This is a genomic window from Agrobacterium sp. 22-209-1, assembly GCF_053522485.1.
This window is the reverse complement of the sequence record NZ_JBNWCH010000004.1, coordinates 172,681-189,201: the sequence shown is the minus strand read 5'-3', so window position 1 is coordinate 189,201 and position 16,521 is coordinate 172,681. Positions and strand designations below refer to the sequence as shown.

Sequence of the window (16,521 nt, the reverse complement as noted above, 5' to 3'; positions counted from 1 at the left end):
CGGAACAATAGACGTTATCTCGAACTCCTTCCATGTGCGCATCAGGCATAATTGTTGACTTGTAAACAATCTATATATAGACTTTATCGTCGACTTACTGGGTTTGAAGAGGCTTCATGTGGGGGATATGATGCGGGCGGCCGTGCTCCATTTGAGAGAAACGGTTTACCTCTGGCAAAGCATGAAACGGGAATAACATGGATCAACTCCCCCGCAGGGCGACTGACGTCAATATCGACCGGCTGGAGACAGCGCTTGGTTTCCTCATCCGCCTCGCCCAGCTCAAGACCTATGACGATTTCTTCACGGCGCTCGGGGATTCGGGCATGCGGCCGGGGGAATTCTCGGTGCTTTTCGTCATCATGCATAACCCCGGCATTCGTCAGACGGCGCTCGGCCAGCGACTGATGATCAAGCGCGCGCACATGACCAAACTGATCCGTGCTTTCGAAGACAGGGGCCTGGTAACCCGCCGTGTTCCCGATGACGATCGCCGGGCCATCGAACTGACGCTTTCGGCGGAAGGCGTGGCGCATGTGCGCAAGGAGAGCGAGTGGTTCTTTTCGCACGAGGCGACGCTCGGTGCGGGCCTGACCGCGGCCGAGCGCGATCAGTTCATCGCCCTGCTACATAAATTTCTGGGCATGAACTTGGGAGAAACAGGCCGTGAATATTGATGAACTCGTCGCTATAGATGTGCATACCCATGCCGAGGAGCCGTGCTGCGGCCCCCGCGACGACGGTTATGATGAATTTCAGGCGGGTATGGCGAAATATTTCAAGAACCCCGCCGGCCACAAGGGCATGTTGCCGACCGTGCAGGAAACAGCCGCCTATTATCGCGAGCGTAAAATCGGCTGCGTGATTTTTCCGGTCGATGCGGAACGGGAAACCGGTTTTCGCCGATATGAAAATGAAGAGGTGGCGAAGATCGCTGCCGACAACAGCGACATCATGATCCCTTTCGCGTCGATCGACCCCGCCAAGGGAAAGGCCGGAGCGCGCGAAGCGAGGCGTCTGGTGCGTGACTTCGGGGTGAAAGGCTTCAAGTTTCACCCGACGATGCAGGGCTTTTACCCCAACGACCGCATGGCCTACCCGCTTTATGAAGCCATCGCCGAGGAAGGCGCAATCACGCTTTTCCATACCGGGCAGACGGGCGTCGGCGCGGGCTTGCGCGGCGGCATGGCAATGCGGCTGAAGTTTTCAAATCCCATCCATCTCGATGACGTCGCGGTCGATTTCCCCGACATGCCGATCATTCTCGCACACCCCTCCTTCCCCTGGCAGGAAGAAGCGCTCTCCGTCGCCACCCATAAGCCGAATGTCTACATCGACATGTCGGGCTGGTCGCCAAAGTATTTCCCGCCGATCCTGGTGCAATATGCCAATTCGCTGCTGAAACATAAGATGCTGTTCGGATCGGACTGGCCGGCGATGACGCCGGAGCGCTGGCTCAACGATTTCGCCAATATTCCGATAAAAGACGAGGTTCGTCCGCTGATCCTCAAGGAAAACGCAAAAAGGCTGCTGAAGCTCTGAACCTAAGGACTACTGTCATTTTATGGGCCTCGGTTTTGAACCGGGGCTATCGTTTGCACGAATAAGCGCTCGGAAGGCGTCGGCAATCATCACCAAAAGACAAAGGCCCACCGTTTCCGGCAGGCCTTCTTCATGAGCTCAAGCGTTTCTAACGAAAAAACTGGAAGCCTCACGGCTCCGGCTCCATCTCGTTGTCCGCGTCCTCGGGCTGCAAAACCCACTGACGCGCGTTTACCGGCCCTTCGCCGGGTCCCGCCGCGTCATCTGCACGGCGCTACCCGAACCTGTCAGGACGCTTTTTTGGTACGCCAGCTGTCCGCGTAATTGTCACGTGCTTCGGCCGCATAAGGCGTCGGCGAGACGCGGACACGGATTTCTTTCTGCTTGTGGCGCTCCGTCGAGGTCTTGCCAGAACCGCCGTTCGGCTCTCCCCAGACAAGGGTGAGAACGTCGCCGACCTGAATATCGTTATCGACGATACCAAGCGAGAGCATGCAGCGCTCATTATACGAGTAGCCGGTGAACATCGACATGCCGACCTGCTTGCCCCCCTTCAAGATGATATCTGCTCCGGTCGAAGCGTAATTGGCCTGCGGGAAGTCGATCCATTTGTAATGGTCTTCGCCCGGACGGAACGCGGATGCGATGACATCCACCACATCTTCGGCGTTCCACTCGAAGGTGACCTTCTTTCGCTGCGTCTTACCTTTCATGACCTCCAGCGCCGACTTGCCGATGAAGTCGTCTTTTTTCCAACCAATATAGAAGTCGTAACCCAGCTCGAACGGGTTAACGTAATAATCCTCGATATTATCGGAAACGAAGCTGCCGCCGATCGCACCCGTTGCCTCATAGCTGTCGGCGCCCAGCCAGTCGCGATAGTCCTTCAACATCCCGTCGCCGGTGTAGATGCCCGGCAGTGGCGACGGTATCCAGCCCGATTCGAGCGTGTTGGTGGAATAGGCGCGGCTGCCGCAACGCACGAGATTGACGCCGGCTTCGTTGCCCGCGGCCAGAATGCAGGAGAGGATGTAGCTCTTGTCCTCATAGGGTCCCCAGACCTCAAGGCCCGGCGCGCCAGACATGCCGTGGCGGAGCGCCTGGACCTTCTTGGAGCCAATATTGATCCAGTCGACATGGAAGAACTTGATGTCAGGTATTGGGCCGCGGTTCAATTTCTCAAAGATCTTCGGCGCATCGGGGCCTTGGATCTGATAGCGGTAATGGGTGCGCAGCACGCGCTCGCCTTCCGGCCGCGACGGGGACCTAGGATCGTGTTTGATGCGAACGTTCCACTTGCCATAGGCCGCGCAGAACATCAGCCAGCTGGAGGTCGGCGCACGGCCGACGAGAATGAACTTATCCTGGCGCTCACGGAAAATGATGTGGTCGCCGATGACGTGGCCATCAGGCGTGACCGGCACGAAGTGCTTGGCGCGATTGAGATCGAAATTCGAGAAAGAGTTGATGCCGTGATGGGCGAGAAATTTTTCGGCATCGGGGCCTTCGACGATCAGCTCATCCATATGATGGGACTGGTCAAACAGGACTGCGCCATCGCGCCAGGCAGCCTGCTCGGAGCGCCAGTTGCTGAACTCTCCGGCAACGACAGGGTATACATACATGCCAATTTTTGAGTTTCGAAGCATTTCAACCGGGTTCGGATATTGCTTCAAAACCTCGGTCAGACTGGAATTCGCCATTCTAATCTCCTCCCTGGAAATCGCGTCGATGTATACATGAAGCGCCGGGCATTGATAAATTGCAAGCGGAAAATTTCGTCCTTTACGAGCGCATCGGCAAAAATAAAGGCGGCTACGCAAGGGGCCGCCCTTATAATTCCCGCGTTCTCCGGGGCTCAGTCGCTGATCAGCGCCAGACCCGGCATCTGCGCGATCAATTCAGGCGCTTCGCGGATCATGTATTCAAGATTGGTGCGCGCTGTGCGGGAATGCTCCCGCGCGATCGCCTCCGCACGTGCGCCCTCCCGCGCAGCAATGGCCGCCACGATTGCCTTGTGCTGCTCCTGCGCACCCCTTAGCGAACGGCGAAACGCGCCGATATTCGCCTTGTCGGGGAGAAAAGCGGAGGGGGAAGCAAAAGGCAGCGAACTTGCCCGTTCCACCTCACGGCGAATCATCTCGCTGCCGCAGAGCGTCGCAAGCTGATGGTGAAACACCTGATTGAGCGCGGAATAGCGATCGAAATCGACGTCATCGACACGGTCGCCGAAGCATAGATCCAGCTCGCGTATCGTGTGACCAATCTCCTCAAGTGCCCCCCTGGAGGCGCCACGTTCCGCAGCCAGCCGGGCCGCCGTGCCCTCCATAACACCTCGAATTTCAATGGCATCCACGACGTCCGCAAAACCGAACCGACGCACGACAAACCCGCCGCCCGGCAGACGGTTGAGCAACCCTTCCTCCGTCAGGCGTGAAAGCGCTTCGCGTACGGGCGTGCGGGAAATATCCAGAAGTTCGGCGGTCGGCACCTCAAAGAGCCGCATACCTCCTGGAAGCTCGCCACTCAGAATCTTCTCCCTGAGTTCGATCACCGCCCGACCGCCATGTGTTGCCGCATCGCCCTGCTTCATGCCACCCCTCCAACCTGCCGCCATCGCGTCGCAGCACCTGTTCTGCGATGTATACACCGCCTCCCGATCGTTGCGAGACACAATCTTCGCCATGGGTCTCAATCAAACAGGACAGCACAAGGTTTTCATTAAGCGATTGGAATCCCGCTACAGACCCGATCAGTGTATTCATTTACACTAATCAACGAAGCGGAGAAGATCAATATTTTGGGTATTTGGCAAATTTTCGATTGAAACAGCAAACCTCATGTATACATAATCAGACCTCGCTAAGGGAGAAAGCGATGGGATGGTCAAGTTTCTGGGAGAATCAGGCTTCGGTGGAACACACGGTTACGGCCGGCGACATAGTGAGCGGCTGGTCAATCGAGGTCATGCCACGCACGGCTGCAAAGATCGGCAACTTCAGAGATATTCTGCCTGAGGGAACGCGGGTTTATATCGCCCACATAGAGGGCACGCCGATTGCCGACATGATATCGACCGCAAAACGCCTGCACCATGAAGGCTTTCCGGTCATGCCGCACATTCCGGCCCGGGGCATCGGGGGGAAAAGCGATCTGGAGGAATGGCTGAAGCGCTATCGGGGCGAGGCCGGCGTGACGCAGGCCCTGCTGCTCGGCGGCGGCCAGAAAGAAGCGATCGGAAGCTTCTCGAGCTCGATCGACATGATCGAAACCGGCCTTTTTGACGAGATGGGCTTCACGCACCTTCATCTGGCCGGTCATCCCGAGGGCAATCGCGACATTGATCCCGACGGCTCATCCCGCGCTGTCGATCAAGCCCTGCTGTGGAAGCAGAATTTTGCCGACCGAACAGACGCCCGGCTCGCTTTGACGACCCAGTTTGCCTTCGATGCCGATGTCGTCACGGAATGGGCGACGCGGATCCGCGCGATGGGCGTCACGATCCCGATCCATGTCGGCGTTGCCGGCCCGACCAAGCTGCAGACGTTGATCAAATTCGCCGTCGCCTGCGGTGTTGGGCCGTCCCTGAAGGTGCTGCAGAAGCGAGCGCTCGATCTTTCGAGGCTTTTCGTTCCCTATGAGCCGACCGATGTCATCGCGGGGCTCGTTGCCCATAAGGCGGCTCATCCGGACAGCCTGATCGAGCAGGTTCATATCTTCCCGCTGGGTGGCATTACACCTGCCGCTGAGTGGATGAAGAAGCATACATCATCAAGGACTTTCGCCCATGTCGCCTGAGAAAACATCTCTTCAGGCGACATTGCCCTGTTGCGACGTGATCGCCCTTTCGAACAGATCAGGCCGTCGCATCCGGCGCTTTCAGCCTCGTAGCACGCTTTTCAAGGAAGGCGCGCAGGCGCTCCTCGGCTTCGGGGCTGGCTGCCGTGAAAGAGGAAATGAAGGATTCCACGAACAATCCGTCTTCCTTGGCCATATCCTGGATACGGGGAAGCGCATTGATTACCGCATAGTTCGACAGCGGCGCATTGGACGCGGCCGCGGTGGCCAGCTGGTGCGCCCTGACTAATGCCTCACCGCGCGGCACCACATATTGCACGAGGTTCCATCGCTCGGCTTCGACAGGCGAGGCAACGCGGCCCGTCAGCATCATGTCGCTCATGCGGGCAACGCCCATCAGTCGGGCGATGCGCACCGACCCGCCGCCTCCGACGAAAATGCCGCGCTGCCCCTCTGGAAGGGCAAAAAAGGCGCTCTCATCGGCAACGCGCAGATGGGTGGAGGCCGCAAGCTCCAGTCCGCCGCCGACCACGGCGCCGTGCAGCGCCGACACCCAGGGAATGGTGCCATGCTCGATCTGCGAGAAGACGGCATGCCAGCGGCGCGAGCCGCGCACACCTTCAATCGGCGTCTTGGAAATATGCTCGCCAAGATCGAGCCCGGCGCAAAAATGATCACCATGCCCGAAGATAACGGCAGCGCGCGCTTCATTTTCCGCCCTCGCCGCGGCACCCGCAATGGCTTCAACGAAACGGTCGCTGATGGCGTTGCGTTTTTGCGGCCGGTTCAGCCCCACAAAGGCGATGTCGCCGCGCAGTTCGTAGGTGACGAGTTCGTCTGTCGTTTTTTCGCTCATGGCGACGTCTCCGATAGTCCAGGCAAATGTACAATTAACTTTCCGCATTTTGTTTACAAGGATATTATTTTCTTGTAATCATTTTTTTGACAAAAGATTATTTGCATGGTCGCGTGAATGACGTCTGGGAGGAGGTCGTGACGATGAAGGTGAAGCTTTGGTCGCCCGATGTCGCATGGGAGAAGCGGCCGAACGGCGAGATCATGATCTGGCGGAACGATCCGCTTGGCCCCTACCCGCGCAAACTCAATGAGCGCCTCATTCACTGGGCGGTGACAACGCCTGATCGCACCTGGATGGCGGATCGACAGGGGCGTGAGCCGTGGCGCGAGGTCAGCTATGCGCAGGCCCTCGACAAGGTCCGCCGTATCGCCCAGTTCCTGCTCGACAAGGATCTCTCGGTCGAAAAGCCGCTTCTGGTGCTTTCGGAAAACTCCATCGAGCATGCGCTGATGGTGCTTGCGGCCCAGCATGTCGGCATTGCCTCAGCGGCGATCACTCCGGCCTATGCAACCTCGTCCGATCTCGGCAAGCTTCACGATATCCGCAGGCAGATCACACCCGGAATGGTTTTTGCCGAGGATGCGGCACCGTTCCACCGCGCGCTGCAAGAGGTGTTCGATGACGGCACGCCGCTCGTCGGCCTCAGCAATCTGCCGGAAGATCGTCCCAACACATTTCGGTTCGACGCGTTGCTCGACACCGTACCCACGCAGACGGTGGATCACGCCTTCGATTCGGTCGGCCCGGATACCGTCGCCAAATTCCTTTTCACATCAGGCACCACCGGTTCGCCCAAAGCCGTCATCCAGACACAGCGGATGCTGTGCTCCAATCAGGAGATGATTGCCGACTGTTATGCCTATTTTCGCGATGAGCCGCCCGTTGTCGTTGACTGGGCGCCGTGGAACCATACGGCGGCCGGCAACAAGGTTTTCAACCTCGTCATCTATAATGGCGGCACCTATTACATCGACCGCGGCAAGCCGAGCCCTGCCCTGATCGGCCAGACCATCGATAATCTGCGCGACGTTTCTCCTACCTGGTATTTCAACGTTCCCGCTGGCCACGAGATGCTGGTTCAGGCGATGCGTAAGGACGAGGCGCTGTGCCGCACCTTCTTTCGTGACTTGAAATTGCTGATGTATGCCGGCGCCGGCATGGCCCAGCACACCTGGGATGCGCTGATCGAGCTTTCGGTTGCGACGGTCGGCCATGCGGTTCCGATGGGTGCCGGCCTCGGCTCGACGGAAACCGCCCCCTTCTCGCTGTTCTGCACCGAACCGCAGGATAAACCCGGCAATATCGGCATCCCGGCGCAGGGCGTGACAATGAAGCTCGTGCCGGTCGATGATCGATATGAGCTGAGGCTGAAAGGCCCCAATATCACGCCGGGTTACTGGCGAAACTCCGAACTGACGGCAGCCGCTTTTGATAAGGAGGGCTTCTACCGCATCGGCGATACCGTGAAGTTCGCAGTTTCTGACGATCCGCGCCGGGGGTTTTATTTCGATGGCCGCATGGCCGAGAATTTCAAGCTACAGACAGGCACCTGGGTTGCGGTCGGGCCTTTGCGTGCTCAATTCGTCAACATGTTTTCGGGCCTCATCCGTGACGCCGTCATAACCGGCGAAAACCGCTCTGAACTGGGGGCGCTCGTCGTTCCCTTCATGCCGGCCTTGCGCGAGCTTGTTCCGGGCTCGCATCAGCTGTCCGATGCAGAGATCATCCAGCATCCCAATGTCAGGGTCCAGATTGCCGCAAGGCTTTCCGCTCACCAGAAACAGGCAAGCGGTTCGGCAAGTCGCATCATGCGCCTTCTGGTCATCGAAGACCCGCTTCGCTTCGAAAAGGGTGAGGTGACCGACAAGGGGTCGATCAACCAGCGTGCCGTGCTTCTGCATCGCAGGGATTTGGTCGACGCACTCTACGGCGATACGCCCCAGGTCATCACGGTCAGCAAAGAGGTGGCAGCATGAACATCGAAGGCGCAGGCGCTCTTGTGACAGGCGCGGCATCGGGCCTTGGCGCGGCAGTGGCCAGAATGCTCGCGGCGCGTGGGGCTGCCGTCACCATCTTTGACCGTAACGGCGAAGCCGGCCAGAAACTGGCGACGGAAATCGGCGCTACGGCCGTTCAGGGCGATGTGGCAAGCGATGCCGATGCGCAGCTCGCGATCGACGCGGCAGCCTCCGCCAAGGGCGGGCTTCGCATTCTCGTCAATTGTGCGGGGGTGGGCACGGCCGGCCGCATTCTCGGGCGCGAAGGCCCTCAGACGCTTGGTGATTTCGAAAAGGTTATCCGCGTCAACCTGATCGGTACGTTCAATATGATGCGGCTTGCCGCCGCCCGTATGGCTGAGGCGGAGCCGATGGACGGCGCAGACAACGGCGTGATCGTCAATACCGCCTCGGTTGCCGCCTTCGAAGGTCAGGTCGGACAGGCAGCCTATGCGGCATCGAAAGGCGGCATCGTTTCACTGGCCTTGCCCGCGGCGCGTGAACTTGCCCGCTTCCGCATTCGGGTCAACACCGTCGCGCCGGGCATTTTCATGACGCCCCTGCTTCAGGGTTTGCCACAGGAAGTTCAGGAAAGCCTTGCGAGCCAGATACCCCATCCGTCCCGGCTCGGCGATCCCGCCGAATTCGCCGACGCGGTCCGGTTTCTTATCGAAAACGATTACATGAACGGCGAAGTCATCCGTCTGGATGGCGCGATCCGCATGCAGCCGCGGTGATGCGATGAGTTTTTCAACGCAGGCGACAAGCACATTAGAGCTTCTGAAAGCAACGCCGGGCTGGCGTCGTATCCAGTCGATTCGCGGCGATTGTGACGATGCTCTCGTAGAGGCCGTTCTCGATGAAGCGGCGCGCTTTGCTGAAACCGTTCTTGCGCCGCTGAACACAGCGGCTGATCGTCAGGGCTGTACTGTCGTCGATGGCCGCGTTCTTGTTCCCGACGGTTTCGGTGATGCTTTCAGCCAGCATGCAGGCAATGGCTGGCTCGCCATGGACGTGCCGGAACGCTTCGGTGGCCAGGGCCTGCCGCTTTCGATCCAGACCGCCTGTGCACCGCTTTTCGAACGCGGCTGTGTGGCGTTGATGATGGCCTCCGGGTCTACCCGTGCGGCCTGCCATTTGATCGCCGAGGTGGCGGATTATGCCGTTGCGAAGGAATGGGTTCCGTATCTTGCACGCGGCGAATGGGCGGCGACCATCTGCATCTCCGAGCCGGATGCCGGTTCTGATCTCGCGCGGCTGCGCAGCCGCGCTGCCTTGAGAGACGGTGCGTGGCGCATCACCGGTTCGAAAATCTGGATATCTTTCGGCGATCACGACATGGCGACCCGTATCTGCCACTGTCTGCTTGCCCGTACAGGTGAGGAAACCGGGACACGCGGCCTCAGCCTGTTTCTTGTGCCCGATGAAATCGACGGGCAACGTAACGGCATCAGCGTTGACCGCATCGAGGAAAAGATGGGCCTGCACGGCTCGCCCACCTGCGCCCTGCGCTTTGAAGCTGCGCGCGGCATTTTACTCGGCGAGGAGGGACGCGGTCTTGCCCAGCTGTTTGCAATGATCGAGTTGATGCGCCTGCAAACGGGATGTCAGGGGCTGGGACTCGCCTCGGCCGCCATCGACATTGCGGAAACCTACGCGCAGGAGCGTCACCAGGGTGGCGATCCGGCAAAACCGGCCATCCCGATCGCACACCATCCCGATGTCCGCCGCCAGCTCGAAGAGGCACGGCTGCGCACGGAAACCCTGCGTGCTGCAACGCTCGAACTTGCCACCGTCATGGACCTCGCGCGCCTTGAGCCGGACGAGAATTTGCGCGACGATTTGCAGGCGCTGTCGCGCTGGCTCTTGCCGCTCGTCAAGAATTTCGGCGCGGATGCCGGCTTCACAGTCTCCAATCAGGCCATACAGATCTTGGGCGGGGCGGGTTACACGCGGGAATGGCCACTGGAGCAATATCTGCGCGATGCGCGCGTGATGACCATTTACGAAGGCACCACCGGCATGCAGGCCATCGACCTTCTGACCCGCCGGCTGTGGCGAGAAGGCGGAAAAGGCCTCGACGTTTTTCTGAAACGCGCCCGCGAGGATCTCGCCAATTGTCCGGCTGCAACAGCAAGAGCCGCGGAGGCAACTCTTAACGCGTTCGAGGCCGAGAGCCAGCGCATGGCCGCACTCGTGGATCAGCCTGAGGCGGGCCTCTGGCAGGCCAACGCCTATCTGAACGCCGCATGGGACGCTTTCGCCGCCTGGCTGGCTGTTCGGGTGGAGGCCGTTTCCGCGCTGCAGCAATCGACGGCGGGAGAAGCGGCCTGATCTCGACGATATATTGAAATGCATTTTCCGGGCGTTCGTGAACGTCCGCTCATTGGGAGGAGAGACAATGAAAAAGCGTATAATGACATGGATGGCAACGGCTGTTGCCCTGACGATGACGGCAGGCTCGGCTTTCGCCGATATCACCATTGGTGTGACCATACCCACGACCGGACCGGGCGCTGCGCTGGGTATACCGCTCAAACAGTCGATCGAATTGTGGCCGTCCGAAATCGACGGTGAAAAGCTGAAGGTCATCCTGCTCGACGATGCCGGTGATCCCTCGGTTGCAACCACCAATGCGCGTCGCTTTGCCAGTGACGACAAGGTGGATGTCATCGTCGGTTCTGCCCTCACGCCGGCCGCGATTGCTGTCGCAGGCGTGGCGAATGAGACGGAAGTGCCGCATTTCGCGCTCTCGCCAATTCCGCCAACGGCCGCGAAGAAATGGAACTTCGTCATGCCGCAGTTCTCAACCGTCCTGGTGAAGAGCATGTTCGCCCGCATGCAGAAGGACGGTACCAAACGTGTCGCCTTTATTGGTTTTGCCGATTCCTACGGCCAGCAGTGGGTCGATGCGCTGAAGACCACGGGTAAGGACTATGGTCTCGAACTGGTTGCGGAGGAGCGTTATGCCCGCGCCGACACCTCTGTTTCCGGCCAGGTACTGAAGTCGCTTGCCGCACGTCCGGATGCCGTCTTCATCGGCGCATCGGGCACGGGTGCCGCCCTGCCCCAGATCGGCGTGCGCGAACGCGGCTTCAAGGGCAAGATTTATGTCGTTTCGGGTGCAGTCACCTTCGATTTCCTGCGGATCGCCGGCAAGGCCGTTGAGAACACCGTGTTTTCCTCCGGCCCGGTCATGGTCGCGGAAGATCAACCGGATAGCTCGCCCACCAAGGAACAGGGCCTTGCCTATCTCAAGGCTCTCGAGGCCAAGTTCGGCGCAAACGCCCGAACCCAGTTCGGCTCGCATGTCTGGGATGTGATGGTGATTCTGAACAAGGCCGTTCCGGTTGCGCTCAAGAAGGCAAAGCCCGGCACGCCCGAATTCCGCATGGCACTGCGCGATGCCATCGAAACAAACGGGCCATATAACGCCACGCACGGTGTCTACGAATTCACGGCCGACGATCATTATGGCCTCGACCAGCGGGGCGTCGTGCTGCTGACGGCGAAAGACGGAAAGTTCGTACTGCTGCCCGACGATAAATAATCCGCGGGACTGGAAACACCGTCGGGGAGCCTGTCTCCCCGGCCTACCCCACGAGGGAAAACGCCGCGTGCCGTGGCGAAACCGGCCCCGGATCGCCTGCACTTGAACTATTCGTCACGCCTTACCGAGAGCCAAACCAAAGGGTGCATTTTGGACGCGACTATTGCCACATTCCTGATCCAGGACGGCGTCACCAATGGCGCGATCTACGCGCTGCTGGGGCTCGCTATCGTTCTGGTCTTCGCCGTCACCCGGGTGATCTTCATTCCGCAAGGTGAGTTTGTCGCCCATGGCGCGCTGACGCTGGCGCTGCTCGATGCCGGGCGCGTGCCTGGCACGCTGAAGCTGCTGTTGTGCATGAGCGCTGTGGCCCTCGTTCTCGACCTTTGGGGAATGCGGCGGGGCATGCGCCTTTCGCCGCTGCTGCGCGCGATGGCCATCAACGTTGCGCTCCCGGGTCTGATCTATGGGCTGGTCGCCATTCTGGCACCCATGCAGCTGCCATCGTTCCTGCGCGCCCTCATCACCATCGCCATCATCGCCCCGATGGGATATTACGTCTATCGTATCGCCTACCGACCGCTTGCCGACGCCTCCGTGCTTGTGCTTCTCATTGCTTCCGTTGGCGTGCATCTGGCACTGATGGGGCTCGGGCTTGCCTTTTTCGGCCCGGAGGGCCTGCGCGCAGCGCCGTTGAGCGACGCGGGCTTCACGCTCGGGCCGATGCTCGTCAGCGCGCAAAGCATCTTCATCTATCTCGCGACGATCCTCGTGATGGTCGGCCTCTACTTCTTCTTCGAAAAGACGTTGCTTGGCAAGGCCCTGAAAGCAACGGCCATCAACCGGCTCGGCGCGCGACTTGTCGGTGTTCGAACGGAACTGACCGGTGTCACCGCCTTTGTGCTTGCCGCCGCAATCGCGGCCATATCAGGCGTGCTGATCGGTCCAATCACCACCATCTTCTACGACACGGGCTTCCTGATCGGCCTCAAGGGCTTCGTTGCTGCCATTCTCGGCGGCATGGCAAGCTTCCCCGTTACTGCCATTGCCGCGATCGGTGTCGGGCTGATTGAGGCCTTTGCGTCCTTCTTCGCCAGCGATTTCAAGGAAATCATCGTGTTCGGTCTCATCGTGCCGGTGCTGATCTGGCTTTCCTTCGGCGCCAGCCATCATGAGGAAGAGTGATATGACCCTCGGCAGACACCTCTATCCCGCCATTGCCGCGCTTCTTCTCGTCGCCGCCTTCCCGCTGCTGCCGGTTCCACCATTCTGGGTGACGCTCGCCAACAATATCGGGCTTGCATCTCTGGTCGCCATCGGGCTCGTGCTGTTGACCGGCGTTGGTGGCATGACCTCCTTCGGTCAGGCGGCCTTTTGCGGTTTCGGCGCCTATACGACGGCGGTTCTGACCACGGCCTACGGCTTTTCACCCTGGCTCACGCTACCGGTGTCTCTCGTTGTCGGCGTCATCGTGGCCCTGCCGCTAGGGCTGATGACAGTCAGGCTTTCCGGACATTACCTGCCGCTCGGCACCATCGCCTGGGGGCTTGCGATCTATTACCTTTTCGGTCGCATCGAACTCCTCGGCCGGTATGACGGGATCTCCGGCATTCCACCACTCTCGGTCGGCAACGAACCGCTGATGAGCAGCAGCTCGATCTATTACGTGATCTGGATATTCGTCGTTGCCGTGGCGATCGGCGCGCAGAACCTGCTCGACAGCCGTGTCGGGCGCGGCATTCGCGCCCTGCGTGGCGGCTCGCAGGCAGCGGAGGCGTTCGGCGTGAATATCGAGCGGGCCAAACTGACCGTCTTCGTCTTCGCAGCCGTTGTAGCAGCGCTGTCCGGCTGGCTTTACGCCCATATGCAGCGGTCGATAAACCCGACGCCTTTCGGGCTCGACATGGGCATCACCTATATGCTGATGGCCGTCGTCGGTGGTTCGGGCCGGGTTGTGGGCGCCATCTTCGGCGCAGCCGTGGTGCTGGTGTTAAAAGAGGTGCTGCAACGGGTCCTGCCCGGCCTTGTCGGCACCTCGGTGAATGTAGAAATGATCGTGTTCGGCGTGCTGCTCGTCCTGATCCTACAGCTCTCGCGCGACGGTCTTTGGCCACTTCTGGAAAAATACCTGCCGGCCCGGCCGCCGCGCGCCATCCGCCGCGACGGCGCCAGTCTTGAATCGCGGGACATGCCTGCGCCCGGCAGTCCGCTGGTCGGGGTCGATCGGGTGCGGAAGACATTTGGCGGACTGACGGCGGTCAACGATGTCAGCTTCGATATCAAGGCCGGGCAGATCGTCGGCCTGATCGGCCCGAACGGCGCCGGCAAGAGCACGACTTTCAATCTCATCACCGGCATCCTCGGCCTTTCCGGCGGCAACGTCACCTATCAGGGACAGAAGCTTTCAGGCCTCAATCCCCGGCTGATCGCCAAACGCGGCATCGCCAGAACCTTTCAGCATGCCAAGGTCCTTCCAACCATGTCGGTGCTCGAAAATGTCGCTCTCGGCGCGCATCTGCGTGGCAATGCCGGCGTTTTCCGGAGCTTCTTACGGCTGGAGCGAAAACAGGAGCAGGCGCTGCTTGCCGAAGCCGCCCATCAGCTCGATCGCGTCGGTCTCGGTGCTCATCGCGACCGTCCCGCCGGCGACCTCGCTCTCGGGCAGATCCGAATTCTGGAAATTGCTCGCGCGCTCTGCCTCAACCCGACGCTTCTGCTGCTCGACGAACCGGCGGCCGGTCTGCGCCACGGCGAAAAGCAGGAGCTCGCCACACTGCTGAAAAAACTGCGGGCCGAGGGCGTGAGCGTGCTGCTCGTCGAGCATGACATGGGTTTCGTCATGGGGCTGGTCGATCACATCGTCGTCCTCGATTTCGGCACCCTGATCGCCGAAGGCAAGCCGGCTGAAATCAGGCAACATCCAGCCGTGATCGCGGCTTATCTTGGGGGTGCAGCGTGAGCGGACATCTACTCGACATCAAAGACATCCACGTTGCCTATGGCCGGGCGGAGGTGGTGCATGGCATCTCGCTTTCCATGACATCCGGCAGCATCGTCACGGTCATCGGAGCAAACGGGGCGGGCAAGACCACGCTGCTCAACGCCATCATGGGCGTCGTGCCTTCGCGCGGGACCATTCTTTACGACGGCGCGCCAGTGCCCGATACCATCGAGGCCCGGGTTGCCGCTGGCCTTTGCCTCGTGCCGGAAAGGCGCGAATTGTTCGGGTCGATGACCGTCGAGGATAATATCGAGCTCGGCGGATTCCTGCGCTCACGCCAGGAGCGCAACGAAACCCGTGAGGAAATACACGCACTCTTTCCACGCCTTCGCGAGCGCAGCAAGCAGCTTGCCGGAACGCTTTCCGGCGGCGAAAGGCAGATGCTGGCGCTCGCCCGGGCACTAATGAGCCGGCCGAGGCTTTTGCTGCTGGATGAGCCTAGTCTCGGGCTTGCGCCGTTGATCGTCGCCGAAATCCTGCGCATCGTTGCCGAACTGCGTCGTACCGGTGTCTCCATCCTGCTGGTCGAACAGAACGCCCGCGCCGCGCTTGAAATCGCCGACGAGGCCTACCTCGTCGAACTCGGCGAGGTCCGCCGCTCAGGCCCGGCCGCCGAACTCGCCGTCGATCCGGCACTGATGGCGAGCTATCTCGGACCGGGCGAACACGCCCTCTAAGAAAATCCTCGTAACGGATATGAGCGATTTGCCGTCTTAGACGGACGGATCGTCGTACCGGATGCCTGAAACACAGAGCTGCCTTCAATTGCCCACTTCAGACGGCAGTTCCTCCGATTATCAAAATAGTCACCAACCCTACCGGCTCTCGGCAGTTCAGGCTTTCGAATATCAAATCACCATCTGAGATGCACCCTTCACGAAATTTTAGGGGATTGCGGAACACATATGGAACATATAGTGTTCGTTCTGTATTTGTTTCGCGACTTCAACGACGATTCTCAAGGGTGTTTTCCTCATGCTCACGCGCAAACAGCAGGAATTGCTTCTCTTCATTCATGAAAGAATGAAAGAGTCCGGCGTGCCGCCCTCCTTCGATGAAATGAAGGACGCACTCGATCTTGCTTCCAAATCCGGCATTCACCGGCTGATTACCGCACTCGAAGAGCGCGGGTTTATTCGCCGGCTACCCAACAGGGCGCGAGCGCTGGAAGTGATAAAATTACCTGAGGCCTATACGCCGGGCGCAAGGCCGCAGCGTGGTTTCTCACCGAGCGTCATCGAAGGCAGCCTGGGCAAGCCGAAGGCGCCGGAGCCGGCCGCGACCCCCAAGGCGCCTGCCAATGATCTCGGCGGTGCCGTCACCGTGCCGGTCATGGGCCGCATCGCCGCCGGTGTGCCGATTTCCGCCATCCAGAACAACACCCATGATGTGGCCGTACCAGTGGATATGCTGGGTTCGGGCGAACATTACGCGCTTGAGGTCAAAGGCGATTCGATGATCGAGGCCGGCATTTTTGATGGCGATACCGTTATCATCCGCAACGGCAATACGGCCAATCCGGGTGATATCATCGTCGCGCTGGTGGATGATGAAGAAGCGACCCTGAAGCGTTTCCGCCGCAAGGGAGCCTCCATCGCGCTGGAAGCTGCGAACCCGGCCTATGAGACCCGCATTTTCGGGCCTGATCGGGTGAAGATACAGGGCAAGCTGGTTGGGTTGATCCGCAGATATCATTGATGCCGCCGCCGGTTTGGATAAGCCGAAACGGTTGAACGGCGGCATATCTGGCCTGCAAGATGAAGGGCGCGTCATT

General features: G+C 59.8%; 14 protein-coding genes. 11 read left to right on the top strand and 3 right to left on the bottom strand.

Annotation, left to right across the window (positions count from 1 at the left end):
* The first annotated feature begins 197 nt into the window (after positions 1–197).
* Both ACQZ48_RS12045 and ACQZ48_RS12040 read left to right on the top strand, forming a co-directional pair.
* Entirely contained in the window at positions 198–677 is a 480-nt protein-coding gene (locus tag ACQZ48_RS12045) for a MarR family winged helix-turn-helix transcriptional regulator (protein ID WP_077982353.1), read from the top strand.
* Entirely contained in the window at positions 667–1,542 is an 876-nt protein-coding gene (locus ACQZ48_RS12040; protein ID WP_077982354.1) for an amidohydrolase family protein, read from the top strand. Before ACQZ48_RS12045 ends, ACQZ48_RS12040 begins: the two co-directional genes overlap by 11 nt.
* Positions 1,543–1,829: 287 nt before the next feature.
* On the opposite strand, the gene ligM is transcribed toward ACQZ48_RS12040, so the two are convergent.
* Both ligM and ACQZ48_RS12030 read right to left on the bottom strand, forming a co-directional pair.
* On the bottom strand, positions 1,830–3,245 hold the full coding sequence (gene ligM, locus ACQZ48_RS12035) for a vanillate/3-O-methylgallate O-demethylase (protein WP_448728841.1): 1,416 nt from the start codon (positions 3,243–3,245) through the stop codon (positions 1,830–1,832).
* A gap of 155 nt (positions 3,246–3,400) precedes the next feature.
* The gene (locus ACQZ48_RS12030; RefSeq protein WP_448728840.1) at positions 3,401–4,135 is read right to left on the bottom strand and encodes a GntR family transcriptional regulator; all 735 of its coding nucleotides are present in this window, start codon (positions 4,133–4,135) and stop codon (positions 3,401–3,403) included.
* Positions 4,136–4,419: 284 nt separating this feature from the next.
* Between ACQZ48_RS12030 and ACQZ48_RS12025 the strand changes: the two genes are divergently transcribed.
* A complete protein-coding gene (locus ACQZ48_RS12025; RefSeq protein WP_191217615.1) occupies positions 4,420–5,340 on the top strand; it encodes a methylenetetrahydrofolate reductase in 921 nt (306 codons plus the stop codon).
* A 58-nt stretch (positions 5,341–5,398) separates the two neighbouring features.
* On the opposite strand, the gene ACQZ48_RS12020 is transcribed toward ACQZ48_RS12025, so the two are convergent.
* The gene (locus tag ACQZ48_RS12020; RefSeq protein WP_191217616.1) at positions 5,399–6,196 is read right to left on the bottom strand and encodes a crotonase/enoyl-CoA hydratase family protein; all 798 of its coding nucleotides are present in this window, start codon (positions 6,194–6,196) and stop codon (positions 5,399–5,401) included.
* 143 nt (positions 6,197–6,339) lie between these two features.
* On the opposite strand from ACQZ48_RS12020, the gene ACQZ48_RS12015 reads away from it, so the two are divergent.
* From ACQZ48_RS12015 to lexA, 8 genes are all read left to right on the top strand, one after another.
* Complete coding sequence (locus tag ACQZ48_RS12015; protein WP_191217617.1) at positions 6,340–8,175, top strand: feruloyl-CoA synthase; 1,836 nt, start codon at positions 6,340–6,342, stop codon at positions 8,173–8,175.
* The gene (locus tag ACQZ48_RS12010) at positions 8,172–8,933 is read left to right on the top strand and encodes an SDR family oxidoreductase (RefSeq protein WP_191217618.1); all 762 of its coding nucleotides are present in this window, start codon (positions 8,172–8,174) and stop codon (positions 8,931–8,933) included. The genes ACQZ48_RS12015 and ACQZ48_RS12010 overlap by 4 nt, the downstream gene beginning before the upstream one ends.
* Positions 8,934–8,937: 4 nt before the next feature.
* Entirely contained in the window at positions 8,938–10,530 is a 1,593-nt protein-coding gene (locus ACQZ48_RS12005; RefSeq protein WP_269825705.1) for an acyl-CoA dehydrogenase family protein, read from the top strand.
* A 67-nt stretch (positions 10,531–10,597) separates the two neighbouring features.
* Positions 10,598–11,746, top strand: a complete 1,149-nt coding sequence (locus tag ACQZ48_RS12000; protein WP_191217620.1) for an ABC transporter substrate-binding protein — start codon at positions 10,598–10,600, stop codon at positions 11,744–11,746.
* Positions 11,747–11,896: 150 nt separating this feature from the next.
* A complete protein-coding gene (locus tag ACQZ48_RS11995; protein ID WP_191217621.1) occupies positions 11,897–12,931 on the top strand; it encodes a branched-chain amino acid ABC transporter permease in 1,035 nt (344 codons plus the stop codon).
* A 1-nt stretch (position 12,932) separates the two neighbouring features.
* Positions 12,933–14,705 (top strand): branched-chain amino acid ABC transporter ATP-binding protein/permease, encoded by a 1,773-nt coding sequence (locus tag ACQZ48_RS11990; protein ID WP_191217622.1) that lies wholly within the window; start codon positions 12,933–12,935, stop codon positions 14,703–14,705.
* The gene (locus ACQZ48_RS11985) at positions 14,702–15,424 is read left to right on the top strand and encodes an ABC transporter ATP-binding protein (protein ID WP_077982363.1); all 723 of its coding nucleotides are present in this window, start codon (positions 14,702–14,704) and stop codon (positions 15,422–15,424) included. The genes ACQZ48_RS11990 and ACQZ48_RS11985 overlap by 4 nt, the downstream gene beginning before the upstream one ends.
* A gap of 298 nt (positions 15,425–15,722) precedes the next feature.
* Positions 15,723–16,445 carry a transcriptional repressor LexA gene (gene lexA / locus ACQZ48_RS11980; RefSeq protein ID WP_077982364.1) on the top strand — a complete coding sequence of 241 codons (723 nt, stop codon included), beginning with the start codon at positions 15,723–15,725 and terminating at the stop codon, positions 16,443–16,445.
* Positions 16,446–16,521 lie beyond the last annotated feature (76 nt).